The following is a 26107-nucleotide window of genomic DNA, read 5'->3' on the forward strand; positions in this document are numbered from 1 at the left end:
CCTCCCCCAACCGGCCTCACTCAGCAGGCAGGCACCGCGACCACGGCGAGTGCGGTGGCCATGGGCACGGACCGCACGCGCTGCTCCGGCGCGGTGCCCGTGGTCAGTCGCAGCGTCTTCCCGTCGGATGCGGCAAGCCGCCCGCACAGGACGCCGCCGGTCGTGGTCACCTGAACACTCATGCCGGGACTCGGGTCCGGGCTCGCGTACGTCGTCCAGGCCACCCCCACGGATGACGCGACGAGCATCACCCCGGCGACGAAACAGCCGATGGCCCGGGACAGGGCCCGCCGGCAGTCCTGCGTCTCCTGCTCCGTCCACTCCTCCAGATCCGCGCCATTGGTCACGATGTCCTTGGTCCGGCGCCCATGGCTGGCTCGTACCGCCAGCAGAGTCCCCGCCAGCAGCAACAGGAACCCGCCGGCGATGAGGCCGCTCGCCAGGACCACCGCCCAGCCGGGCAGGTCGGTGAACGTCTCGCGCCCCTTGAGGACGAGTACGGCCGTGAGGAGGCCGGTCAGCCCGGTGAGGCCGTTGCGCCATCCCTCCGCCTGTCTGCGTACGATGTCCAGCTGCTGGAAGGGCAGTTCATCGGCGAGGTCCTGCCATCTGCTCTCCGGACGCTGGGTCACGGGCGGCCGGCCTGCCAGTGGGCACCGCAGCCGAGCTGCCTCTCCACGTCGGGGCGTCCGGAGTGGTTGACCCCGCACTCGCACAGCACCGTGAGCGGCCTCGGGGCGCCGCCGGGCGCCCCGGAGCCCTTCACCGGTCCGGGGGTGGCGGAGCGGTAGGTCCTGGAGAAGGTGCCCATGCAGCGCGGACACGTCCCGGAGAAGACCAGGCCGCCCTTGCCATCGGGGGTCAGGGCGGACTGCTGCGGCGTCATGGGCACGTTCTCCCAGCCGAGCCGCTTGCGGTGCCGTGGTGCGGCCATCACATCTCCTTCGTCCGTGCGGGCGCTTCGGGAATGTCCAGGCGGAACACGGAGGCGTACAGCCGCAGCCGCTCCCGCACCCATTCCGTGTCACCGGTGCGGCCGACGGCCTCGGCGCACCAGGCGAGGCGCCGCTCGCTGACCGCGCCCTCCAGCGCGGGCTCCTGTCCGTCGCCGGCGAAGCTGAGGATGATGGGGTCCTCCCAGCGAGGGACGCCCATCCCGTCGTCGGGTTCGGGGAAGTCGACGACCATGCCGAAGGGGCGGTACGCGGCGAACATCCGGTAGACCGGCCGTAGGTCGTGGCCGAGGCGCAGCGCGGTGCGTACGACGGTGAGCGGGTCGACCTGCACGGGAATGGGGGGCTCGCTGCCGTCCCGGTCGCTGGCCAGGGCCCACAAGTCGTCCTCGGTGGGTTTGTGTGCCAGTGCCACCTCGGTGGCACTGCCGAGTTCCGGGAGCGGTACGCCGAGTTCCTCGAACGGCCGCAGCAGGTGGACGGCTTCACCCAGCGTCAAGTCCTCGATGTAGGCCAGTCGCGCCATGGACAGCGGTGTCACCTCCGGCCGGAGCCCCGAATGGGTGTCGCCGAGGTTCGCGGCGCCGTTCATCGCGGTCCAGAGGGCCGGAGTGACCTCCAGGTGCCACGTACTCTTCGACGGCCGCACGGTCAGCGGCATCCCGACCCGCACCGCGACGGCCGTAGCGCGTTCGAGCGCCTCGCCGATCGTCAGTTGCCGGTGCGCGGCGAACCAGAGCAGCTTGCCGGCGTCGATCTCCCAGCGGTCCACGAGGGTGACGCTGTCGCCTTCATAGGTGTTCAGCGTTCCCTTGACGAGGGCAGACGTGTCCAGATCCGCGTCGCCGTCGATCACGTCCTCCAGGGGCGCCGTCGCGACCGGGCAGCGCACGCCCAGCCCTGCCAGCAACTCCAGACCCTGCTGCAGTTGTTCCCTGGGCAGGCGCCGGACGGAGTAGAGCGCGGCCGCATCGAGCCAGTTGCGTTCTTCGGGGCGTTCCGACTCCCGCTTCCTGAACCACATGCCGGCCAGCCATTTCGGGGGCCGCATCTCACCGTCGGTGATCTCGGGTATGGACGTCAGCTCCAGGGGCTCCCGAAGCTCCACGGCGAGCTCGATGACCTCCGCAACGGACACCTGCGCCCCGGCCGCCGCCCGGACGGCATCGATGACGCTCAGCTCGCCGTCCTGGAAGAACGCCTGGCAACCCAGGAGACGTTCGGTCAGCGATCTGGACTCACGGGTGAGGGTGTCCCGCACGTCGAGGTAGCTCAACAGCCTTCGGACATGCCCCGGCATAGCGAGGGTCTCGTAGCGCTCGGCCCAGTCGCGGAGCGCCTTGGGCCCCAGCAGTCCTTCCCTCCGGGCGTCCTCGAAAACGCTCCAGATGGCGTCGCTCGGGCGGGGCACCCTGTCGACCAGGTGCTCCGGCAGCTCGGGCAGGGGGCCGAAAAGACTCTCCGGGAAGTCCTCGAACTCCGCCCACAGTTCCCCGAGCGGGATTCTGTGCTGTGCAGCCACCGCGACAAGGACGTCCCATGGCCAGGGCTGTTGACGCCGTGAGACTCCGTACCTCCGCCTCGCGGCGGCCTGCGTCGCGCTGATGCGCGCGATGCCGATGCTCGCCGGAAGGAAGGCGGGGACGGACAGGTCGGCCGTACGTCCGAGAAGAGTGCGCCGCCACCCCAGCAGGGCCCGTTCCGTGCTGTCGAGGGGAAGCCAGATGACGCCGTCCTCTCCGGGGGGTGTGCGCCGCAGCCCTGCCTGGTGGGCAACGGGGTGTTCCGAGTGGAGGAACCAGTCCGCGGCGCTCGTCTCCGCGGGCACGACCGTGGCCTTCGAGCCCGGGTGAGGGCTCAGCGCCGTTCTGAGGTCGGCCATGGAACCGCCCTGGTTCGACGCCACGAGGCCCAGGGTGGTTCTGACCTGCGAGGGGCTGGTGTGATCGGGTGAGCGCCCGAGAACCGAGCTCCGCCACCCCCGGACGTCGTCGCGGTGGATGGATCCCTTCAGGAACGCGGGAAGCTCCTCGTTCGTGAGGAACACGGCGTCGAACGGGCACCAGCCGATGTCGGAGATGCGGAACACCCCGTCCTGGCCCGAACCCGCCCCCGGGGCCGCTCCGTGCCGCGACCGTGGGCTCTCCACCCGCAGCGGAATGTCCGCGAACACCCGCAGCAGGTCGTCACCCAGCCGGGGCGCCTCCTGCCCGAAGCGCAGCAGCCAGGCGAGAGTGACACGCGGCCAGGAGGCCAGTTCCGGCAGATGGGCCGCGAGGAGGTCCGCAGCCTTCCCCTGGTCCCAGCTCTGTACCTCATTGCGACTCACGCTGAGTGTGAGGTCGCGCTGATCGCGTACGTTGATCACGCAGCCGAACGTGTTGCGTGACGTGGCGATCCCGTCCGCGAGCAGCCGTCCTTCCCCGTCCACCCACCACAGTTCCCCGGCCGTGCCGCCGACCGCGAGGGAAGCGCGCACCTCGTCGTGAGGGATCCGCAGCTTCCCGCGCTCCCAGACCACGAAGTGTCCCGTCGAGTCGTCCCGGACCTGGGTGTCGAACTCGGTGTACCAGAGGAGTTCGCCGAGCGTACGGCTCGCCGAGAGGCCGCCTGCCGGCCGGCCCGTCTGGTTCGTCTGGTCGGCGGACAGATAGAGGCGGACGAGCGTGCCGCCGTGCTCCACCTTCGCCACGTCTCCGTTGTCGTGCCGGGCGGGGTTGATCCGGAACAGGGTGGCCGTGCCCACGATGTCGGCCTGCAGCGGCTCACCGGTGGCCTGGCCCCGGGCGTTGGTGGGCCGCGTCACCACGGTGATCTCGTCGGCCAGCATGAAGTAGCTGAGTACCCCGATGCCGAACCGGCTGTTGAAGCGTGGCTCGATGCCGGCCTGCTGCCACTCGCCCAGTTCGTGCTGGAACTCCGACGAGTCCGAGAGCTTGCGGCCGGCCCGGGCGAACAGGTCCTTCAGCTGTTCCGCGGTCATGCCCACACCGTTGTCGAGGCATTCGATGACGGTGCGCCCGTCCTGCTGGTACTGGGTGATGAGGATCCTGCCGGGCCAGTCGGGGTCCCCGCCCCCCTGGGACGTGGCCCACTTGTAGCGGTAGTCGCGATACCGGCAGGCGTCGAGGGCGTTCTGGTACAGCTCGCGCAGTGCCAGGGCCGGATCGCCGTACAGCTGCTCGCCCATGAGGAGGTGGGAGACCGCCCGCTGATCGAACTGGAAGGTCAGCAACGGCAGGTTGTACGCGCCGGGCGACGGGTGGACCGATACGTCGATCGTCCGGACGAAGCGCAGCCAGTTGAGGTGGACGGGCAGATCCATGCCGTGCAGCCGGCTGAGTGCCTCGCGGCAGCGGGTGGCGTGCAGCTCCAGGGCCTTGTGGAGCGCTCCGTGCGGGCATTGGAGCACCTCCACCACGGCACGCTCCTCGTCCAGGCGGCGGCTCGCGTCCTCGAGGCAGAGGAGGACCTCCTGCGGCCCGAGGGGATACATGGTGCCGATGTGCTCGGCGACCATCTCCGAGAGTTCGCGGACGTCGACCGCCAGCGCCGCGCCGAGTGACCACCGGGCGGCGAGATCATGGTCGTTGAGCTGCGAGGCACCGCGGGAGGTGACCTTGAAGTGACTGAGGGTGCCGGAGTAGTCGTCCAGGGCCGTGCAGCTCGGGTAGGTCGTGGCGGGCGAGCCGGTCGACGATGGCGCGCAGGGCCTTCTGATGGCTGGCCGCCACGTCCTGCAGCAGTACGTCGACGAGGCGCGAGGCGCAGTCAACCAGGTGGTCCGTCTCCTCCGCGCCGGCGATGCGCAGACCGCTCCTGCGCTTCAGCAGCCGCCAGGTGGTGAGCGCCCACGCCTCGTCCGTCCGGTCACGGGCGTGCAGCCGCCGCACGCGGTTCTCGTCCAGGGCGGAGAAGTCGTGCTCGTGTTCCCTGAGAACGTGTCGCATCTGTGCGGCGTCGAGGCGCGCGAAACCCTTGAACGAGTCGAAGAGGGCCGTGAACTCCTCGGCGAGCGCTGTGGCCAGCATGAACGGCAGGCCGCACAGCAGTGCCTTCTCCAGCGCGCTGAGCGGGCGCGTGCCGGTGGGGAGCCCGGCGACGCTGTCCAGCACGCGCATCGGATAGTCGTCGTCCCGCCAAGGGTGCGGCATCTGTTCGCTCGCCCGGCGGTACTTTCCGGACAGGCTCCGCACGGCCGCTTCCACGCGCTCGCGGAGCACCTCCTGCACCTCCGGAGGATCACTGCACGGCAGGCTCCACAGGTGTGCGGTGGACACCGCCTGCACCCACTCCGGCACGCCGCCGGTATCGGCGACCACGACGTCGGGGAGGTCGCCGGCGGGCGACCACTGGGGATGCTGCTCGTGGTCCCTGAGCTCCGCCGTGACCGAGGCGCTGACCTGCCGGAGCGTGCGGTGGGGCGAATCGGGGTGCAGCGCGTATGCCAGGGCCTTGGTGAAATGGCTGCCGTCGGCGTCGTATCCGCTGGTCTCCCCCGGTGCGCAGCTGTTGCCGACGACCAGTTGTGTGGGGTGCGGCGCCCGGTAGTGGTACGGGCGGATGCCGCTCGTACCCGATCCGTCACGGCAGGCGTCGAAGCAGGCGATGACCAAGGCCGCGGGGCAGGCGGTCGGCCCCAGCATGCCGAAGAAGTCCCGGTCCAGGTCGATCAGCGAGTCCGTGTCCGGGCTGCCGTCGGCCAGCGCCTTGGCGTTGGAGGGGACCAGGTGGTCCTTTCCTCCGAGGTGCAGTCCGTGGCCGGAGAAGTAGACGAACAGCACACCGCCGGCCGGGACCGAGCGCAGCGCGTCCCGGACAGCGTCCTGGATGGCGTCCCGCCTGCTCTCGTCGGGACCTCCCGGGCCGAGCACCGTGCACCGGTACTCGCAGGCCTCAAGGGCTTCGCGCATCCTGCGCAGGTCCTCGCGGACGGGATCGCCGATGGACCGCAGTGGAAAGGCGTGCTCGGTCTGCTGCGGCACCCCCACCAGAAGAGCGCGACGATCACTGTCCATCCACTCACCCCGTTGCTCGCGCCGTACTCCTGCTCGTAGATGATGAACGGCTGCGATGCGGCCGGGCAAGCAGATCGGCCCAACCCGACGCTCATGAGCTGCAGTTGTGACGCATTGGGGCCGCCCCGCCGATCATGGCGGGCTCGCGGGGAGGCCTGGTGGCGGAAGGCCTCAGACTGCGACGGAGAGCAGGTCCACCACGAAGACGAGCGTCGAGCCCGCCGGGATCGACACCGAGGGCGACTGGTTGCCGTAGCCGAGGCGCGGGGGAACGATGATCTCGCGCCGGCCGCCGACCTTCATCCCTCTGACCCCGCGGTCCCAGCCCTTGATGACCCTGCCCCCGCCCACGGCGAACTTGAACGGCCGGCCCCGGTCCCAGGAGGCGTCGAACTCCTTCCCGGACTCGAAGGTGGCGCCGACGTAGTGGACGTGGACGACCCTGCCCGGCTTCGCCTCAAGGCCGTCCCCGACGACGAGGTCACGGATGGTCAGCTCGGTCGGAGCGTCACCCTCCGGAACGACGATCTCGGGCTTCGTCAGGTCACTCATTGCAGCCTCATTCGCTCGCCGCCGGGGAGCCCTCATACAGGTCGGCCAGGCGCATCGACACTCCACGCGGTAGATCATCATGCCACCGTGAACGCTTGGTCCACTGCAGCGCGTCGAGCCCGCGGAGCACAGGGGCTCAGGCCTCAGGGCTCAGGGCTCAGGCCTCAGCGTGTCTGGACGTACTACGTCATCGGTACGTTGGTCGTGGCTCCTGTTCCAGGTCGGACGGCGCCGCGGACGGAACCTCCTGTGCCGGGCCCCAGGCTGCCGCGCACAGCGACTCGGCCACTGCGGCCGTGTAGCGGGCGGACGCGAGCCAGTAGGTGGCGAACCCGTCGGTGTCGGCAGGGAGGAGGCGGCCGAAGAGGTCGCGATCGCGTTGGGCCGCCGAGGCGCACAGGGCGGTGAGGAGTCCGGCGGCCGTGGGGAGGCCCGCACGGCGGATGCGGCGGGCCTCGGCGGTGACGTCGCCGAGCATGCCGAGGGCGGCGCGGCCCGCCGGGACCGTCTGTTCCACCCGGCGCTCCAGCAGGTACAGCGGCGACTGCGCACCGCTCTCTCCGGGCTGTGGCGGGGCGAGATGCGCGGGGGCAGTCGGGTCCGGGAGGTCGGCGCGGCGCAGGCGGTCGAGGCCGAAGTCGATCGTGCCCGCGCCGGTGGGGTGCGAGCAGGCGAGGAGGGTGAGCCGGGGGTGGGGAGCGGGCACCAGCCGTCCGATGATCCTCAGCCGTGTCCCCGGTGCCGTGGCCAGCAGCATCAGGTTGTCGCGGTGGGCCAGCGCGGGATCGTCGTCGGCGACGGTGAGACGTACCCACGCCTCGGCGGGCGCACCGGCGACAGGAACGCCTCCCTCGCACCGCGCGAGCAGGCAGGTGCCACCCGACTCCCGCACCGCCCCGAGGAGTTCGACGTCCAGGAAGAGCAAGTCGCTGCCACCGCCGTCCTGGTCCCCGTAGCGGGAGGTGGACCGCAGGGCGCGGGCGGCCTGTTCGGACGGCGGCGTGTCCCACAGGGCGGCGAGCGGCGGCTCCGTCCACGCCGCACCCCGCGCGGTCACGGCTTTGACGCCCTTCCCGGCGCCCAGTCTGCCGTCCGGCGAGACCGTCGCCCCCGAGACCGCCAGGCCGGCCCGGCCCAGCTCCCGGTGGGTGAGCGCGCTGTCCCCCAGCCGCACGGCCCGGTCGGCCACGCCCAGGGCGCGTCCGACGCCGCCGGGTGCCACGTCGCCGACCGTGAAGAGGCGGCCGTCGGAACCCGCGACCCAGGTACGGACGCCGCCGTGCCCCGAGTCGGTGACCACGGGTTCGGTGAACAGGCCGTACAGGCGCAGCGAGCCGTCGGCGCTGTACGGGCGGCGCGCGCGGCCCCGGACAGCGGCCAGCTCCGCGCCGGACGCCGTTCCCACTCGGTGTGCGGTGCCCAGGAGTTCGGCCAGGGCCGTGACGAGGTCGGCGGTGCGGTAGGACGGGTCCCCTGCGCGGGCCGCGCGCAACAGGGTCACCACGGACAGCGCGGCGCCCGCGGCACGGGGCAGTTGCTGGAGCCGGGCGGTGTGCGCGGCGCGGAGGAGCGCCGACTGGGTGACCGCGCCGGCCCCGTCCACGCCGGCCTCCAGCACGGCGGCGCCCGCCGCCCACAGGGCGTCGGCCGCGGCGCGCTGGGCCGGGCTCGCCACATCGGGCGGGGAGGCTGTGTCGGGGGTGGGGCCAGGGGCGGTGGCCGTTGCGGAGTCTGGTTCGAGGGTCGGCGGGGTGGACTGATCGGCGTGTTCCGGTGCCGGGTCCGCCGTCGGGGCGGCGCAGGCGGCGGCCGCGCGGTGGGCGCAGGCCGGGGCGAGGAGGCAACCGCAGACGATGCCGTCCGCCGTCGCCACCACACCGCCCGGGGCGTGCAGGCGCAACTCGGTGTCGTCGTCGACCGCGATCGTCACCGTGTCCCCGTCGCGGTGCGTGGGGCGTGCGGCGAGCTTGGTGACCATCGCGTCCAGGCGTCTGCGCAGTCGGGGTGAGAGTTCCTCCACCAGCGTTGCCGTGACCTCCGGCGCGACGGGTGGCAGCCGGTCTGCGGTCATGCGGTCTTCTCCCCTATCCAACGGGCCAGTTCGAGTGGGCTGAGGGCTGCCACGGGCATGCCGGCGGCCACGAGTTGTCCGGCGACGCCCGTCGAGTAGCGGGGACGGCCCGCGTCGTCGAGACTCGCGCACCCGAGGACGTGGCAGCCGGTGGTCACCAGGGCCCGCACCTCGGCCAGCAGTCCGCCGAGCGGTGCGCCCTCCTCGAAGTCGCTGATGACGACGACGAGGGTGCGGGCGGGCACCGTTATCAGGCTGCGGGCATGCCGCAGCCCGGCGGCGATGTGCGTACCTCCGCCCACGCTCACCTCCAGGAGGAGGGAGAGGGGATCGTGCACATGGCCGGTGAGGTCGACGACCTCCGTGGAGAAGGTCAGGAAATGGGTGCTCAGGGTCGGCACCCCGGCGAGCACGGAGGCGGTCAGCGCGGACCAGATCGTGGATGCCTCCATGGATCCGGAGACGTCGGTGACCAGGATCAGACGCCAGTCGGCCGACCGCCGGGCACGGCTGCGGAACACCGGCCTCTCCGGGATCACCTGGACCTTGCCGTCCGCCGCCCGCCGGGCGGTGACCAGGTTGGCGCGCAGCGTGCGCGGCAGGTCCAGCCGGCCGCCGGGGCGGCGGGTGGGCCGTGCCGACATCGTGCCGGTGAGGGCGGGCCGCAGCCGGGTGGCGAGTTGCCGGGTCAGTTCGTCGACGAGGCGGCGGACCAGGGGGCGGAGCGCCGCGAGGCGGGCTTCGGGGAGGCCGCCCGCGTACCGCAGGATCGTCCTGAGCAGTTCCACGGAGGGAGTGGCGGCCGCCGGGTCGAGTTCGGCGAGGACGTCCTGTCGGCCTGTCGCGGCTGCGGCGGCGAGGACTTCCTCGCGGACGCCGGGGCCGAACAGTGCGGCCAGTTCCTCAGACCACTCGCGGACGCCGGGGAACGACGGTTCCCGGCCGCCGCGCGGTCCGGAACCGTGCCCCGGTCCGGGCAGACCGCTGCGCGACCCTTCGCCGTGTCCCGTGCCGTAGAGCTCATCCAGAGCGGTCGCCAGACGGGCGGCGCCGGACGGCAGTTGGTCGGGCCGTCGGCCGAGCACGAGCCGCCACCGGTCGGCGGGGCCGAGCGTCCGCGCGGGGGTGGCCCGGGTGGAGGGTGCGATACCGGGAGCGGGAGCGAGGGCGCGCGCGGGGGTGGCTGCGGCGGATGGCGCGTTGGCGGGGGTGACCATGGGGCGCGCGGTGGCGGGATTGCCGGGCGGCGGTCGGAACCGGTCTTCGTGAGCGGGAGCCGGGCCCTCGTGCGCAGGAGCCGGCTCCTCATGCGCAGGTGCCGGCTCCTCATGCGCAGGTACCGGCTCCTCATGCGCAGGTGCCGGCTCCTCATGCGCAGGTACCGGCTCCTCATGCGCAGGTACCGGCTCCTCATGCGCAGGTACCAGCCCTTCAAGAGCGGGAGCCGGGCCCTCGTGTGCAGGTGCCGGGCCCTCGTGTGCAGGTACCGGGACGGGCAGACCCAGGCCGGCCAGGAGCTCGCGGGCGGCGAGGTCGGCGGTCGTTCGGCGGGCCAGCTCGGCCGGATCGTCCGCGTCCAGGGTGCCCACCCGTTCGCCCAGCCGCTCCTCGACGGTGTCCAGCAGCCGGTCCCGGGCCGCCGGGCTCAGGGTGTCGAAGCCACCGCGCAGGGCCGGCAGGCGGGCCAGGAACCCGCTGTCGTCCAGCTCGACGACCCGGTGCAGCAACGGGTCAAGGGCTGCTACGCCGACGGTCAGGAGGGGGCCCGCCACCGTCAGGACTCCGGTGAGGCGGGCGGCGAGCGCGGCCCGGGAGGCGCTGTCCACGGCTCCGTCCACCCAGGAGCCGACTCGCCCCCCGAAGGCCTCGGCCTCGTCGTGACCCGTGAGCACCCTGACCGCCCCGGCGGCCGCGGCGATCAACGGGGTGCCGTCGGCGGCCAGCCGGGCGAGGGCCGCGGTGAGCCGGATGCCGCCCAACCGGTCGGCCCGCTGGGCCAGTTCGAGCAGCGCGCGGGCGTCCTCTGGCTCCTCGGATCCGGTCAGGCCGTCGACCTGACGGACCGCGGCCGAGGTCAGGAGTTCGGCCGCGTGCACGGTGCGCTCGGCGCGGCCGGAGGCCGTGGCGTCGAGACCTGAGGCGGTGGTGTCGGGATCGGAGACCGTGGCGTCGGGGGCCGAGGGGCCGTCTGGCTCGGTCAGGCCCGGCAGATGGCCGGCCTGGATGCGGTCCAGCAGGTCCAGCCCGGTGAGGAGTTCGGGAAGGGTGCCGCTCGCGGGCAGTACGGCCGCCAGTTCGGCCAGCCGTTCGTCGGCCAGCGCGGGGAGCCCGCATTCGGCGGCCTGCGTGAGGCCTCGGACGACCTGGGCGGCCGTCGGGCCGCCCTCCGCGCGCTCGGCCGCGTGCCGTTGTCGCAGCAGTCCTGCTGCCGCCTGGGCCGGGGTGACGCCGCGGGCCCCGGCCGCGGTGAGCATCGCGGCCGTCGCCGGGGTCCACCGCACCTGCCAGCGCGTCGTGAGTCCTTCCGTGCCCGCCGCGCCGGTCACCCCCTGCTCCTGCGCGTACGGGATGCCGCACACCGTCAGTCTGCGCAGCAGCAGTTCGCGGCGCCGGTCCAGGGTGGAGCGGGCCGGGTCGAGCCTGAGGTCGCGCGGTGCCTTCTCGTGCGCGTCCCCGGGGCCGGGGAGGGAGAGCGCATCGGTCTCGGCCTCGACGGCGGGTCCCAGTCCGCTGCGCGGAGCGGCGGGCGTGGGCCGTCCGGTGCGGACTCCGACGAGTACGCGTTCGAGGGCCTTGGCGACGGCGCGGCCCGTGCCGTAGGTCTCGCCACGCCCCAGCACCGTCTGCACGGCTTCCAGGAACTCACCGCGTCCGGGGGCGGGCAGGCCGCGCAGCCGTGCCAGGTCACCGGCCACCCGGACGACTTCCCGGCCCTCCGCCGGGCCGTAGGGGTGACCCTGTTCGCGCAGCGCGGCACAGACGCGGACCGCGGTACGGATCAGTGCTTCGTGCAGCGCCGCCGGGTCCCCGGCGGCGCCCAGGACGGTGTGCTGCCACTCCGGGTCCCGGATCCCGGCCGGGTAGCCGGACCGTGAGTCGAGCAACGGGTACGTGTACGGGACCAGGGAGACCGTGCACTCCCCCGCCCCCGCAGCCCCGTTCACGTGACCGTCCGCGCCCGGCTCGGGCGCCGCGGCGGACTCGTCCCGCGCGACCGGGCCCGAACCCCGGGTGGCCTCGGCGACGGCCGGCAGGAGCGCCGGGGTGTGGAAGGCGCCCACCACCACGGCGGGCCGCTGCCCGTTCGCCAGGGCCTCGGCGACGTGTCCGCGCATGCATGCCTCGCGCACCAGGTCCGTGCCCTGCACTCCGCCCAGCGCCTCGGCCTCGTACCGCAGTGCCCAGCCGGTCAGCAGGGCGGCACGGCGGAGCGCCTCGGGTGTCGAACCGGGTGCGAGGGCCTCCACCAGCCGGTCCCACAGGTCGTCGCCGTCCCGGCCGGTGAGCCGGGACCGGAGCGCGGCGGACAGTCCGCGCCCCTCCCCCGGCACGGGAGCGGAGTCTGCGCCAGGGACAGGCGCGGGGGCGGGGGCGGAGGTGTCCGGACCGCCCTCCGCCCACGCCCGGTCGGCCAGCGGCAGGTCGATGGCCACGGCCGGCACACCGTTTCCTGCCGCCCAGCGCAGAGCGACCAGCTCCGGCGAGAAGTCCGCGAACGGGTAGAAGGCCGGTCCCCGTTCGCCTCCCGTGCCCGGCCCCGGGCCGTCGGCGGGCACGGCGGCCAGCGCCACCGGGGCCTCGGTCTCCTCGTGGGCGAGCCAGCCCAGCCAGGGCTGGAACTCGGCGGGCAGTTCTACGAGGAGGACGTCGGGGGCCGCCGCGTCCAGCAGCGCCGGGAGGGCGGCCGCCAATGAGGGTGCGTGGTGGCGCACCCCGATCAGGAACGGCAGCCCGGGGCCGGTCGCCGCCAGGTCCGCCACCGCGTCTTCCGCAGTGGCGGACCCGGCCGCCGGTCCCCGTGCCGAGGACACCGCCGACGCACCGGCGGTGGGCAACACCCCAGCGGCAGGCGGCTCCTGGGCAGCGGATCGCGACTCGGCAGCGGACGGCCGATCGGCCGGGGGCCGCGTCTCGGCAGCGGACCGTGACTCGCCGGTGGACCGTGGCTCGGTTGTGGGCCGCGTCTCGGGAGTGGTCGACTCGATCATCCGTCAGCTCTCCAGCACCGCGCGCAGATCCCACAGGGCGCGCCACGTGGCCGAGCCCTGCTCCGCGCGCCTGCGCACCGGACCGTCCCAGTACCCCAGCAGCCGTGCCGCGTCGGCGGGGTCGTCCTTGCGGACGACACCGAGCAGGTGGCCGGGCAGGAGGGAGAGCACGTCACGGTCGCCCGGGAAGTAGGCGGCGGCCAGGCCCAGGGAGCCCGCGACGGAGACGGCCTCCGCCGTGCTCATCACCGTGGAGGGGCGTTCGACCTCCCAGCCCTCCACGGAGCGGCCCTCGCGCAGGTCCCGGAAGGCGGTGACGAGGGCTTCGAGGACCGCGTCGTCCACCTGGTAGGCAGCGCCCACGCGTTCGACGGCTGCCTGCGACTGGCTTCGGACGAGGGCGGTCTCGGCGTCCACGTCCCCGATGGGGCCGACCGTCTCGAAGTTGAAGCGCCGCTTGAGGGCGGCGGACATCTCCGAGACGCCCTTGTCCCGCAGGTTGGCGGTGGCGATGAGGGTGAACCCGGGGGCCGCGTGCACTTGGGCGCCCTCGCTGCCCGCGAGTTCGGGGACCGCGATCCGCCGCTCGGAGAGCAGTGACACCAGAGCGTCCTGGACCTCCGGCAGGCAGCGGGTGACCTCCTCGACGCGGGCGACGGCGCCCCGGGTCATGGCCGTGAGAACCGGGGAGGGCACCAGGGCCTGTTCGGTGGGCCCCTGGGCGAGCAGCAATGCGTAGTTCCAGCCGTACTTGAGCTGGTCCTCGGTGGTTCCGGCGGTGCCCTGCACGGTGAGCGCGCTGGTTCCGCAGACGGCCGCCGACAGCAGCTCGGAGAGCATGGACTTGGCGGTGCCCGGTTCGCCCACGAGGAGGAGTCCGCGCTCTCCGGCAAGGGTGACCACGCACCGTTCGACCAGGGCGCGTTCGCCGACGAACTTCTGCTCGATCACCAGGCGGGGCGGCACCCCGGATCCGGGCCGGGCGTCCTTCGGCAGGCTCAGTGCCTCGCCCGCGCTGCCCATCACGAAGGTGACGACGGCACGCGGGGTGAGCAGCCAGCCGGGTGGGCGGGGCCCGGAGTCGTGGGCGGCGAGGAAGGCAAGCTCGGTGGCGTACCGGTCCTCGGGCGGTGTGACCTGGCGGGGCGCGCGGCCGGGCGCCGCGGCCCGGTCCGGGTCGCCGACCGCGGCGGTGCCGTCCAAGGTGGTCGTGATGTCGTTCGTCATCGGCGGCCCTTCCGGGTGGCGCGGGTTTCCAGTTCTTCGAAGGCGGGGGCGTCGCCGCCACGGACCCGTCCCCAGGCGGCTGCGAACAGTGCGGGCACGGGGAGGGGTGGCATGGTCCGGGTGGATCCGGCCACGGGGTACAGGCCTTCCTTCCAGGTCTCCAGCGGCAGTCCGGGGGCGCCGCGTTCGAGCCAGCCGCAGGGGAGGAACAGGGTGCGGCCGGCGCGGGAGCGCTTCGCCTCCACGACGAGGTCGGTGGCGACGAGTTCCGCCCGGGCCTTCTTGACCCGGGCCGGCTTCCACTCGGTCCAGCGGACGCAGTTGCGGTCCGTCGGGTCGGGCAGAGTGAGCAGCATCAGGTAGAGAGCGGCGGCGTCCGCACTCAGGCCGAGGGTGTCGGCGGCCTCGGTCACCAGGTCCGGCACCGCGCGCGTCGGGTCCTGGGCCGGATAGTGCGGGGAGCCGTCCGGGGTGCCCGCCGCGGCCAACGCCTCGGTCCCCTCGCCCAGCAGGGTGCGCAGCGCGAGCAGATCGCCGCTGCCGTGACCACCGGCGGTGCCCTCGACCAGGCCGAACGCCGGGTCTTCGGGCCCGGTCAGACCGGCCGGACGGATCAGCAGTTTCTCGTTGTCGCCGTGGCCGGGGGCGAGGAGCAGTGCCGTACCGGCCCGGACCAGGCCGTCGGCGTCGGCGCCGCCGGATTCGGGCAGCCCGTGGGCGGCGCGGACCGCGGGGCCGATCGAGCTCCCCGATTCGGTCCACTCCAGACCGAGGTCCAGCACCAGGTCCGGGTCGGCGAGGCGGCTGCGCAGGGCCGCGAGTCCGACGGGCAGGTGTGCCCGCAGGGGGTGTCCGTACGGCAGCGTGTAGGCGAGAGTGTTCAGCGCGGTCAGGGCTGAGAAGACCGCGCCACGTGCGCTCACTTGGAGCAGGCCGGGGCGGCCGGTGCCGTCCTGGACGGCGGTGCCGTGGGCGAGCCAGGTCCGGGAGCCCGTGTTGAGGATCAGGTCGACGGCGCCGGAGCCGGTGCCCGACAGGTCCAGGTCCATTTCCTCGGGGACGCGGACGAGGGAGGCCAGGCGCTCCTGCCAGACCTCGGCGGCGGCCCGGACATCGGGGCCCGTGGACCACAGCTCGGCTGGATCTGCCGGCAGCAGTGCCCGGATCAGGGCGTGCCGGTCGTCGCGGGGCAGGGAGTTGAGCCTGGCCAGGGTCGCCTCGAAGGCACGTGTCTTCGTCCCCAGCAGTGCGAGCGCCTCGGCGCCTGGCTCCTCGACGGCTGCCGACAGCAGGGCGGCGGATTGGAGGGATCCGATTCCGGTGGCGGAGTCGAACGCTTCGGCGGCCTCCGGGCGCCAAGGTGCCGGACCCTGCTCCCTTACCAGGGCGACGATCCGGCTGAGCCGGTCGCGGGCGATGCCCTGCCGGTGCACGTGTTCGTGGTCCAGGGTGAAGCCGGGGAGGGGACCGAAGGCGCCGGTCGGGTCGTGGTCCAGGGCGAGCCAGCGAGCCGCGTCGCCGTAGTAGTAGTTCCGGCCACGGCTGGCGATGACGACGACGGTGCGGGTGCCCTTGCGCAGCACCTGGCCGAGGCGGTGCACGGCGTCCTGGCGTCCCGTCGCCGCGTTCCCTGCGGGGAACGGTTCGATGAGTTCCACCTGCCGGACCGTGCCCGCCGGGTCGGCCAGCGGCCCCGCGGCGAGGGTCTCCAGCAGCACGAGGAGGCCCGCGCGGTGCTCGGGGGAAGTGGTCGGGGAGGCTGCGCGGTAGGCCAGTTCGGGCAGGCAGTCGAGGAGGGAAGGCCAGCTCACGAAGTCACCGGGCACGGTGTACTCGTCTCGCTGCCAGCCGTCCACCGGGGTGAACGGAACCTTGGACGGGATGGGCGGGCCGAACGCCGGCTCGCCGGCGAGGACATGGTTGACGGCGAGGATCTGCCGGATCACGGTCCATCGTCTCCCGGCACCCCACCAGCCGCCGTGCATCCGCTCGGAGTTCCACGCGGAGGCGGTCTGCAGGGTCGTGTCGTCGGCGTGCTCGGGTTCGTGCTCGAAGAACATGCCCTTGGTGCGCGCGGTGTTCCGGGGCGTGGCCGGCTCCACGGGCTTGGGCGGCTCCAGGTACTGGGCGGCCGAGACAGCCCGGTCCACCGCGCTCCGGACGAGCGCGGTGACGCCTGCGAGGAGTTGGGCGTCGGTCACCTCGGGCAGCACCCGGGCGACCGCCACCTGACTCAGCTCCTGTGCCGAGGGCCCGGTGTACTCCTCGACAGCCCGGTAGGCCTCCCAGTGCCGGGCGACCTCGGCGGCGACCTGCTTGAACAGCTCCCCCGCCCGGGAGTCCGTCAGGTCCCGCAGGGCGCGGGAGCCCCTCTCGTCCCTCGGGCGCAGGGCGTGCCAGTAGGCCATGGGAGGCACGTAGGGCGTGCCCGCAGCGTCGTTGCCACCGGAGGAGTCGAGGGAGACGGACCACAGGCGGCCACCGGTGCCGTCCGCGTCCGACGGGTGCGCTTCGACGGAGCGGTGGTTCAGGGCCATGACCGGCCGTGACCCGCCGGGGAGCGTGAGGCCGCCGAGCGGCACCGGGGAGCCGCCGCCGGGCAGCGGGTACGGCAGGGTGACCGTGTGGCCGTCGGGGGTGCCGGCGACGATCCGGTGGCCGTCGGCGGGGTCGGCGGTGCCGGGCTCGGTGACCGTGCGGCGGACCCAGCGGCCGAGGACCGCGCCGTCCGTGCCGAACGGGGTGGCCTCCAGACCGGGCTGGAGCGGCAGCACCTGGCAGCGGTCGGTGAGCAGCCGGGTGCCGTCCCGCACCCCGGAGCGGAGGAAGCCGGGCAGGGAGGAGCGGCCGTGCGTGCCGCTGACCGGGTCGTACTCCAGCCATACCTGCTGGGTGCCCTGGTGGCCCTCCCGCCAGTGACCGGTGCCGTCGGAGATGACGGCGCGCTGGGCCGGGAGGGAGGTGTCGCCCGCGTGGAGCGCCTTGCCGCCGGTCGCGCGGCCGCCACCGGGCAGCGGCAGGCAGACCTCGTCCGAGGGGCCGGAGCCGCCCCAGCGCGGGATCTGGTCACCGCCGACGGTGAACACGTCGGCCGGGCGGTGCGACCAGTAGCCGGACTGCTTGCCGTCCTCCCACCAGATGACCAGCAACTCGCCGTCGACGTAACGGAAGGCGGGAGTCCGCCATTGGTCGGAGCTGGCGGGCAGCCGCAGGGTGTGCCGCAGCAGCACACCTTCCGGGCCGACGACGACGGCCCGTTCGGGCGTGTTCAGGATCAGTGCGGGCCAGGCGCCGGTGACGCCGACGCTCTCCGACCGGTGGTGCCGCTGACGTGTGGAGGCGGCGGCCTCGGCGGCCAGTTCGGCGTAGGCCTCGTCGAGCGCGGGCCAGCCCAGTTCGTCGAGGACGCCGGTGCGCAGGGTGGAGGCGAGCAGCGGCACGACGTCGTGGGCCTTGAGGAGCCGCACGGCTTCCGGGGCGACGTCCGCGATCACACCGCGGAACGCCGAGAGCCTGTGGAGGGCGGTGCGCAGCCCGGGGAGTCCTCGTGCGGCCGTGTACTCCTGGGCGCAGGTGGTCAGCCACTCCCGCAGGATTCCGGAGAGCACCGGATGTGCCGCAAGCTTCGCCATGCCGGCGTCGCTCAGGCGCTGGCCGTGCCCGTCGCCGAGGCCGCCGACGTTGCCGAGGAGAAGGGCGCGGAAGACCGGCCGGCCGGCGACGGCGGTAAGGTCCCGCGCTCCGGGCACGGTGTCGGTGAGCCATGGGCCCAACGAGAAGCCGTTGGACCGCGCATTGCCCGCGTCCTGGTCGTCCGGCTCGGCGACGGGGACACCGGAGGCCAGGCAGAGGTCGAGAAGGTCCAGGTCGGCATTGCGCTGCCAGCGGCCCTGGAACAGCTCGACGGGGCGTCCGTCGGCGCGCAGCCGGTCCGCCATCCGGGCCACCAGGTCGAGGGTCTGCCGGCTGCGGCCCGAGGTGACCCGGTTGCGCCGGCGGTGTGCCTCCCAGCGGGCGAGCCAGTCCGCCGGGGAGACGGTCGGGTCGGCGGGGGCCGCGGAGTCCGAAGGGATGTTGTCCGGGAGAGCTGTCAGCAGGTCCTCGGCGCCGGACTCGGCCAGCAACGCCAGCCAGTCGGATTCACCGGCCTTCTCCCCGTGGCCCTCGCTGAAGGTCTCCGGGAAGAAGCCGAGGAGCCTGGCCCGCACGGCCACGTCCCGTCGGGCCAGGGCGATGAGCGCGGAACGGTAGGCCGTCCAGAACGAGGCGGGGGCGCGGACGACTCCCGGGGAGCCGATCAGATCGGCCACCAGATCGCGTTCGGCGGCCTCGCGGTCCAGTCCGGCGGCCTTGACCAGCGCGCGCACGTCCTGCGGCAGCGCCGCGTACGGCGGCATGCCGGCCGCGCAGCGCTCGACGAGCAGACGGCGGAACTGAGCCCAGGCGTCAGCCGGGGCGAGCCGGGCCACCAGGTCCCGTACGTACTGGCGCAGTGCCTTGACGGTCAGTGCGCCGGCGAAGGCGAACTCCAGGAAGACGGCCCGCTGCCGGTCCTCGTCCACGACCAGCCCGTGCACCCGCTCGGCCTCGCGGGCCTTGCCGAAGAAGGACGCGGCGTAGGTGGTGTTCTCAGCCAGGAGGAAGAGGCGCGCCACCTGCTCGTAGTAGGTGGGGAGGAAGTGGGGCACGGCACGGCCGAGGCGGACGCCGAGCGCGTCGAAGCCCTCCTTGGCCGCTCCGGCGCGGGTCTTGGCCTGCCGGCCCAGCCGCTCGATGTCCTTGACCAGGGCGAGGGCGTGGTGCCCGTTGGCCGGGTCGTTGACCAGCGCCCAGGCCGGGAAGCCCAGCGTCTCGCGGCGCACCTGGCCGACGACGGGGGCCTCGGCGGTCCGGGCCAGCCCGAGGAACTCCAGGGCCAGGTCCTCCGCTTCGCCGAGGGTGCCGGGCACGAGCCGGACCACGGGGCGGTCGCCGAGGGCGGTGTGCGTGTAGGTGCGGGCGGTCAGCGCGTCGGCGTCGTCCCGGTCGGTGGTGCCGGCCGGGAGGATCGTGCCCGCGTCGAGCAGGGCCGCCGCACGGGCCTCGTCGGCGTGGGCGGAGGTGCTCCTTCCCCGGGCCTGGGCGGGAAGGGGCGTCGCGTCGACGGCCGTCGGGTCCGTGTTGGTGTTCGTCGTCGTGGTGCTCATGCCGCCCGCTCCTCGTTCTCCACGTCGCGGCCGGCGTAGAGCGCCGCCGCCATGCGCATGCCCTCGGACCACGTGACGGGGCCGACCTCGGCGGCTGTCAGCGCGCGCCCCGAGGGGTCGGTCCAGCCCAGGGGGCCCGTCTCGGTGTCGTACGCGTCGTACCCGTCGTGCTCACCGATCCAGATACGTGCCTCGGTGGTGGCGCCGTCCTCGACGACCGGGCAGACCGCGTATCCGCCGCGCGACCGGTATCCGAGTTGGGTGACGCGGCCGTGCAGGAAGCGCAGTTCCTTGAACACGCCGCCGGCATACGTGTCCACGGATGTGGTGTCGGGGGCGAGGCCCGGCGGGCGGCGCCACACCTCGCGGAACAACTGCTCCACGTTCTGGCTGACTCCCAGTTCGACCGCGAACTCCCGCAGCTCGTCGAGGTCGTCGAGGAGGACCGGGTGAGGCACGCTGACGACGTCCGGGGTGATGCGGACCGTGTCGCCGTCCAGGTCGACGAGCCCGAGACCGCGGTCCGGGTCGACGTCGCGCAGGAACCCGGCGACCCCGCCGTCCGCACCCGTGACGACCACGTCCCGCAGAGCCGCCTGCCACGCCGGATCGGGCCAGACGCGGGCGAGCACCGCCGTGGGGACGGGCAGCGAACGCACCATCCACTGCTCGACGTCGGTCAGGCACTGGTGCTCGTGCCGCTCCAGCCACTCGGTCAACTGCCGGAGCCCGACGACCGCCGGGTCCTCCTTCAGTTTGGCCGGAACCGACTTCAGCCGCCGTCCCTTCCCGTTGCGGCAGACCACCTTGCCCGCTTCCAGAGCGACTTCGTAGTCGCCCGCCGGAACCCACCCCATGCGCTGTTCTCCCCATTGATCCGAGCGGCCGTCGAACCGGCGGCACGCTGATGAGACCCGCCGGCGGCAACGCACCGTGACGAGTGAAAAAGACTCTAGGCGCCGCCAGTGACAATGAGGTCGGGCCCCTCCGCTTCGCCGTACGGGCCGGACCCCGAAGGGGACGTCCTGCCCCGCCCGCCGTCCCGCCACGGCCCGCGATCACCTCGCCCACTGCCGGAACGGTCCGCCCCGTCTCCGGCGCCCCGGCCGGGCGATACGCCTTCAAGTGATGAAGGCTGCGCACTCCATTGACATGCCCATTGCTCTATCGCTTTTATGGCGCCGGGCCGCAGGCCATCGGCCCCCCGCCCCCGGAGAACGAGAGTTGAGTCCGGGACAAGGGGGAGCGATCGCCCGCGACGCCACCATCCCCCATGCCACCAGCGGCAGGGCACGCAACAGAGTGGGAGCGCTCCCATGATCGTCGCAGGACCTGCCGCACTTCAGAGAGGAACCCGCACCGTGCCCCACCCTCTCCGGCTTCTCCGACTCCGCCCATTCCTCCGGCGCATGGCCCGTACGGCGGCCATCACCGCGGCCGCCCTGCTCCTCCCCCTCGCGGGTTCCCAGGCGGCAACCGCAGCCGACGTCGCACCGGGTGCCGGCTACTGGCACACCAGCGGCCGCCAGCTCCTGGACGCCGCCAACCAGCCGGTCCGCATCGCCGGCATCAACTGGTTCGGCTTCGAGACGTCCAACTACGTTCCCCACGGCCTGTGGTCCCGCGACTACAAGAGCATGATCGATCAGATGCAGTCGCTGGGCTACAACACCATCCGGCTGCCTTACAGCGACGACATATTCACCGGCACGGCGCCCACGAGCATCAACTACTCCGCGGGCATGAACAGCGATCTGCAGGGTCTCGACTCACTGGGGGTGATGGACCGGATCGTGGAACACGCGGGCAGCATCGGCATGAAGGTCATCCTGGACCGGCACCGGCCCGACGCCGCCGGCCAGTCGGCACTCTGGTACACCGCCTCCGTCCCGGAATCCACCTGGCTGGCCAACCTCAAGGCGCTGGCCGCACGCTACGCCGGCGACGACGCGGTGATCGGCATCGACCTCCACAACGAACCGCACGACCCCGCCTGCTGGGGCTGCGGGGACACCACCAAGGACTGGCGGCTGGCCGCACAGCGCGGCGGCAACGCCGTCCTCTCCGTCAACCCCGATCTGCTGGTCTTCGTCGAGGGCGTTCAGACCTTCAACGGGGTGTCCGGCTGGTGGGGTGGGAACCTCATGGGTGTCGGCCAGTATCCGGTGGAGCTCGACGTGGCGCACCGGGTGGTCTACTCGGCGCACGACTACGCCACCAGTGTCGCCCAGCAGCCCTGGTTCAACGACGCCTCGTTCCCCGCCAACATGCCCGGCATCTGGGACAAGTACTGGGGCTACATCTTCAAGCAGAACATCGCACCGGTGTGGGTGGGCGAGTTCGGCACCACGCTCCAGTCCGCCACCGACCAGAAGTGGCTGAAGGCACTGGCCGACTACCTGCGGCCGACGGGCCAGTACGGCGGTGACAGCTTCTCCTGGACGTTCTGGTCCTGGAACCCCAACTCCGGTGACACCGGCGGAATCCTCAAGGACGACTGGGCCACCGTCGACACCGTGAAGGACGGCTACCTGGCAAGCATCAAGGCACCCGGCTTCGGCGGCGGAGGTGACGGTGGCGAGACCCAGGCACCCTCCGTTCCGGCCGGCCTCACCGTCACCGGGACCACCAGCAGTACGGTCTCCCTTTCGTGGACGGCGGCATCCGACGACACCGGGGTCACGGGCTACGACGTGTACCGCGGCTCCGCCAAGGTCGGCACGGCCACCGGCACCGCCTACACGGACTCCGGTCTGACGGCCGGCACCTCGTACGTGTACTCCGTCCGGGCACGCGACGCGGCGGGGAACACATCCGCGGCTTCCGCCCCGGTGACGGCCACCACCACCCGCACCTCCGGCGGCAACAGCGGATGCACCGCGGCGTACACCGTCAGCGGCGACTGGGGGAACGGCTTCGGCGTCGACGTGACCGTGACCAACACGGGCAGTTCGAGCGCCGCCGCGTGGAAGGTGAGCTGGACGTGGGCGGGAAGCCAGCAGGTCACGAACATGTGGAACGCGGCCTACACCCAGACCGGCTCCGCGGTCAGCGTGACGAACACCCCGTACAACGGGAGCCTCGCCGCTGGTGCGCACACGAGCTTCGGCTTCCAGGGAACGCCGGGCTCGGGCGGCGTCCCGACCGTCACCTGCACCCTCTCCTGACGCGGCAGAGCGCCGCTTCCGCCCCGGCCGACGAGAGGTCGGCCGGGGCGGGCGCCGGGCCCGCCGCTCACCGCGGGAGCACCGTACGCCCCTGTCGTCAGGACGGCTCGTCGGCCTGGCGCCGGCCGACGAGGGTCAGCCCTCCGACGACCGCGAGGCCCATGAGGACCACGCCGAACACCGCGGCACCGGCGGTCAGGCCCACCGCGTCGCTGAGATAGCCGACGGACACGGGAAGGACGCCGGCCGGCAGGTAACCACCCACGTTGAAAGCGGCGTTGGCCTCCGCCAGACGCCCGGAGGGGACCGCGGAGTTGAGCAGCGACAGCCCGCCGAGCTGACCCAGCCCCTGGCCTGCGCCGGCGAGCAGCGCCGAGGTGACGAGGACCGGTGCCGACGAGGTGTGCACGGCGACGATCAGCATCGCCATGCCGGCCGCAGTGCTGATCGCCCCCATGGCCAGGATGAGACGCCGGCTCAGGTGCTGAACGGCGAACTGCACACCGGCGGCCGTGAGGAACATGGCGAACGCCATGGCACCGGCGACGATCCGGCTGGTGGTGCCCAGCAGGCCCGACAGGAGCGAGGGGCCGAGCGAGAGAACGAAGGAGGTGGCGGTGATGCCGGGCGCGAACACGGCAATTCCCATGAGGAGTTGGCGGCCGCTACCGCGCGGCACACCGGGTATGCGCACCCAGGCGCCCCTCGGGGGCGACACATGGCGACTGAGCGGCATGCGCAGCACGGTCAGCACGGCGGTGAGGAGCAGCACGCACTCGACGACGAACACGGTGACGGTCGGCGCGGGCAGCGTCTCGGACAGGACACCGGCCAGGAACGGGCCGAGACCGGCACCGATGACCATCGCGCAGGAGGCGATGAGAGCAGCGGTCCGCGCGCGTGTAGGACCGGCCACGTCGGTCACCGCGGCCATTCCCGCCGAGACGGTCGCCCCTACGGCCATGCCCGTGAACAGCCGGGCCGCGATCAGGGCGGTCACACTTCCGGCGGTCGCGAAGAGCAGGCAGGCGACGAGAGCGAGCGCCAGCGCCGGCAGCAGAACGGGCTTGCGCCCGACCCGGTCGGAGACCACACCGCAGACGAGGAGCGAGCCGATGAGGCCGACGATGTAGCACGCGAAAACGACGGTGAGGGTCCCCTTGGAGAAGCCGATGTCGTGCTGCCACAGCACGTACAGCGGTGTCGCGGCATTCGAGAGGACGAAGACCGCCGTCACCGGCCATGCGGCCAGCCACACCCACCACGTCGGAGCAGCACCCCGGTCGGCCCGGGCCCCGGAGCCGCCCCCGGCCCTGCCCCCGAGAGTGTGGACAGGTGTGGCTGGAGATCTGGACATGGCTGTTCCTCCCGAGTCACCTAAGTACGAGTTGAGTCGAACTTAGCAGGCAGTACGATTGGAGTCGTACTAAGGAATCGATCCATCGGGAGTTGGCCATGCCACCGAAAGCGAGCACCTCGCCCGTGACTCATCAGGCGTTCCCCGAGCCACCCGGTCTGCCCGGCCCCCTGCCCGAGCCGGCGATCGAGGAGTTGCGGCTGGAGACGGTCCTGGGCGCGCTCAGCGAGCCGTTGAGACTGACGATCGTGCGCAAACTCCTCCTGGAGTCGGAGCAGTTCGACCATTCCTGCGGCTGGTTCGGGCTGGACCGGCCCAAGTCCTCACTCACGCACCACTTCAAGGCACTGCGGGAAGCGGGGGTCACACGCCAGCGCCAGTACGGACTCGAGCGCCGCAGCCACGTACGCGTCGACGATCTCAACGCCCGCTTCCCCGGCCTCCTCGACCTGGTGGCCGCCTGGACACCCGGGGCGTGAGCGGGTCCGCCGCCGAGCGGCCGAATCCGGATCCATCGGGTTGGCGCGTTCATCGGGTTCCCGCCACGGCAGGCACTCGCACATCGAGGCGGGGCGCCGGTCGGCACCCCGCCTCGATGTGGTGCGCGACGCCCTACTTCTTGCGGAACGCGATCAGCGTGCCATCGGCTCCGGGTACGAAGAGCCGGCCCTTGGCCGTGGAGATGCCGGGAACGACGAAGCCGCGCCCGTCGTCCTCGGCGATGATGTTGGACGTGGGCGCGGGTGCGGGGTAGCGCCGGTACGACCACGCGACCTTGCCGGTCTTCTGGTCGAGCACCACGAGGCGGCCGTCGGCGTCGTCCACGTACACGTATCCGTTGGCCACGAGGCGCACCGTGGCCGCTGCCACCGAACTCGTATAGGTCCAGGCGGCCTTGTACGTAGTGGTGCTGCGCGCACTGACCTTGCCCAGATGCGCGGTGTACACGCGGCCCGGGCCGAAGACGGGAGTCGCGTCCGCGGGCAGCTTCCGCACTTCGGCGCCGGTCTTCTCGTCGTAGGCGGTGACCGTCTGGTCGTCACTGTCATTGCTGCGCACCCATGCCGCACCGGCGCCCAGAACGACCGGGTTGCCGTACGCGCCCCAGACGTCCGGCACGTGGAAGCGGTGCAGCTCAGCACCGGTCTTGAGGTCGAGGTGGTGCCACGCGATGCTGTCGAACCCGATCCAGACCCCGGAGGCGTCGACCACGGTCGGGGCCCAGGACCACTCCGAAAGGGTCGCCGTCCACGCCTGGGCTCCGGTGTCGGCGCGGAGCGCCAGGGCCGTGCCGCGGCCGTCCTGGAGGTAGAGCAGTCCGTCGTACCAGACGGGCGGGTACTGCATGGACGCCGAGCCGATGGTCACCGACCACTTCGGCTTCCCGGTGGCCGGGTCCCACGCGGCGATCGTGCCGCGGGACGTCTGCGTGTACAGCAGACCTCCCCCGTACGCCACCCCCGCCTGGGGCTCGTTCTGTTCCAGTGAGACGGCGGGCCACAGGTCCTTGCCGGTGGCGGCGTCGACTCCGACGAGCATCATGCGCGGGCCGCCCTCGGTGCCGTCGTCGGCGTTGACGACCGCGTACACCTTGTCGCCAACGGCGACGGGCGCGGAGACGACGGTCCCGAAGTCCCGTGACCACAGCTTGGTGTACGGAGGGGCCGCTGTGGCTCCCGCGACAAGGCCGTCGGCCCGGCCGTTCGCGCGGTAGCCGAGCGTCGCATCCGTCAGCTCGGCCGTGGTGGCGGTCCTGCCCGGCACCGGGGCCGACGCCGCCCGTGGAGAACCCGTGAAGGTGAGCAGTGTGACGGCGGCGAGAGTCATCACGCCAAGTCTCGTACGCAAACGGCGCGTTGTTGCATTCAACGAGGTACCCCCTGGTCAGTTGCCACCCGGTTCGGATGACAACGGCCCACTACCCCCACAGAACGTTCACATGCGTTCGGACTCAGAGGTGCGGGGCGCGGCCCAGGGCGATCCGGCGTACCGACCCGCGGGGGCGGGGCGTGCGTCATGCCGGCGCGGCACCCGGAGGTCCGGCCGCCTCGACCGGGACCGGGGTGGTGCCGCCAGCCTGCGCACGCCCGCTCCGCTCAGTGACGGCTTGCACGGGTGGTGCGGCGCCAGCCGAAGGGGCCCGGCAGATTCATCGACGTCGTACGCCGGCCGGTGCTGCTCCGGGTCCGTCGTGGACCGTGCTTGCCACCTGTCGTGATCGACCACGACTTGCGGTTGATGTTGAGGGTCACACCCGGAAGGATCCTGAAGCTCTTGCGGAACGTGAGCGGCATGGTGCCTCCTGGTTCGGTGTCGTCGACCAGCCGGTGACGTCGACGAGTTGTCCTTCGTGTTGCCTGATAATCGC

General features: G+C 72.5%; 15 protein-coding genes. 2 read left to right on the forward strand and 13 right to left on the reverse strand.

Annotated features, from left to right (window positions below; translation table 11 throughout):
* Positions 1-20 precede the first annotated feature (20 nt).
* From OG408_RS01800 to OG408_RS01840, 10 genes are all read right to left on the reverse strand, one after another.
* Positions 21-632 carry a hypothetical protein gene (locus tag OG408_RS01800; RefSeq protein ID WP_326667712.1) on the reverse strand — a complete coding sequence of 204 codons (612 nt, stop codon included), beginning with the start codon at positions 630-632 and terminating at the stop codon, positions 21-23.
* Positions 629-934 (reverse strand): hypothetical protein, encoded by a 306-nt coding sequence (locus OG408_RS01805; protein WP_326667714.1) that lies wholly within the window; start codon positions 932-934, stop codon positions 629-631. Before OG408_RS01805 ends, OG408_RS01800 begins: the two co-directional genes overlap by 4 nt.
* Entirely contained in the window at positions 934-4608 is a 3675-nt protein-coding gene (locus OG408_RS40120; protein WP_442806121.1) for a wHTH domain-containing protein, read from the reverse strand. Before OG408_RS40120 ends, OG408_RS01805 begins: the two co-directional genes overlap by 1 nt.
* On the reverse strand, positions 4535-5971 hold the full coding sequence (locus tag OG408_RS01810; protein WP_326667716.1) for a caspase family protein: 1437 nt from the start codon (positions 5969-5971) through the stop codon (positions 4535-4537). Before OG408_RS01810 ends, OG408_RS40120 begins: the two co-directional genes overlap by 74 nt.
* A gap of 171 nt (positions 5972-6142) precedes the next feature.
* Entirely contained in the window at positions 6143-6523 is a 381-nt protein-coding gene (locus OG408_RS01815; protein ID WP_326667718.1) for an FKBP-type peptidyl-prolyl cis-trans isomerase, read from the reverse strand.
* Between the two features lie 187 nt (positions 6524-6710).
* Positions 6711-8594, reverse strand: coding sequence for a hypothetical protein (locus tag OG408_RS01820; protein ID WP_326667720.1), 1884 nt, complete (start codon positions 8592-8594; stop codon positions 6711-6713).
* Complete coding sequence (locus OG408_RS01825; RefSeq protein ID WP_442805996.1) at positions 8591-12574, reverse strand: DUF5682 family protein; 3984 nt, start codon at positions 12572-12574, stop codon at positions 8591-8593. The genes OG408_RS01820 and OG408_RS01825 overlap by 4 nt, the downstream gene beginning before the upstream one ends.
* A gap of 231 nt (positions 12575-12805) precedes the next feature.
* Entirely contained in the window at positions 12806-14029 is a 1224-nt protein-coding gene (locus OG408_RS01830; protein WP_326667723.1) for an ATP-binding protein, read from the reverse strand.
* A complete protein-coding gene (locus OG408_RS01835) occupies positions 14026-19215 on the reverse strand; it encodes a hypothetical protein (protein WP_326667724.1) in 5190 nt (1729 codons plus the stop codon). Before OG408_RS01835 ends, OG408_RS01830 begins: the two co-directional genes overlap by 4 nt.
* Positions 19212-20072 carry a DUF4132 domain-containing protein gene (locus OG408_RS01840; RefSeq protein ID WP_285563929.1) on the reverse strand — a complete coding sequence of 287 codons (861 nt, stop codon included), beginning with the start codon at positions 20070-20072 and terminating at the stop codon, positions 19212-19214. The genes OG408_RS01835 and OG408_RS01840 overlap by 4 nt, the downstream gene beginning before the upstream one ends.
* A 552-nt stretch (positions 20073-20624) precedes the next feature.
* Here OG408_RS01840 and OG408_RS01845 point away from each other — a divergent pair.
* Positions 20625-22382, forward strand: coding sequence for a cellulase family glycosylhydrolase (locus OG408_RS01845; protein ID WP_285563930.1), 1758 nt, complete (start codon positions 20625-20627; stop codon positions 22380-22382).
* A gap of 97 nt (positions 22383-22479) precedes the next feature.
* Here OG408_RS01845 and OG408_RS01850 read toward each other — a convergent pair whose 3' ends face one another.
* Entirely contained in the window at positions 22480-23739 is a 1260-nt protein-coding gene (locus OG408_RS01850) for an MFS transporter (protein WP_326667728.1), read from the reverse strand.
* Positions 23740-23864: 125 nt separating this feature from the next.
* Here OG408_RS01850 and OG408_RS01855 point away from each other — a divergent pair, with 125 nt between their 5' ends.
* Complete coding sequence (locus tag OG408_RS01855; RefSeq protein ID WP_405401343.1) at positions 23865-24218, forward strand: ArsR/SmtB family transcription factor; 354 nt, start codon at positions 23865-23867, stop codon at positions 24216-24218.
* A 133-nt stretch (positions 24219-24351) separates the two neighbouring features.
* Here OG408_RS01855 and OG408_RS01860 read toward each other — a convergent pair whose 3' ends face one another.
* Positions 24352-25566 carry an outer membrane protein assembly factor BamB family protein gene (locus OG408_RS01860; protein ID WP_285563933.1) on the reverse strand — a complete coding sequence of 405 codons (1215 nt, stop codon included), beginning with the start codon at positions 25564-25566 and terminating at the stop codon, positions 24352-24354.
* Between the two features lie 269 nt (positions 25567-25835).
* Positions 25836-26033, reverse strand: a complete 198-nt coding sequence (locus tag OG408_RS01865) for a DUF4236 domain-containing protein (protein ID WP_219572337.1) — start codon at positions 26031-26033, stop codon at positions 25836-25838.
* Positions 26034-26107: the final 74 nt, after the last annotated feature.

Origin of the sequence: Streptomyces sp. NBC_01257 (assembly GCF_035917255.1) — a bacterium.
Lineage (GTDB): Bacteria > Actinomycetota > Actinomycetes > Streptomycetales > Streptomycetaceae > Streptomyces.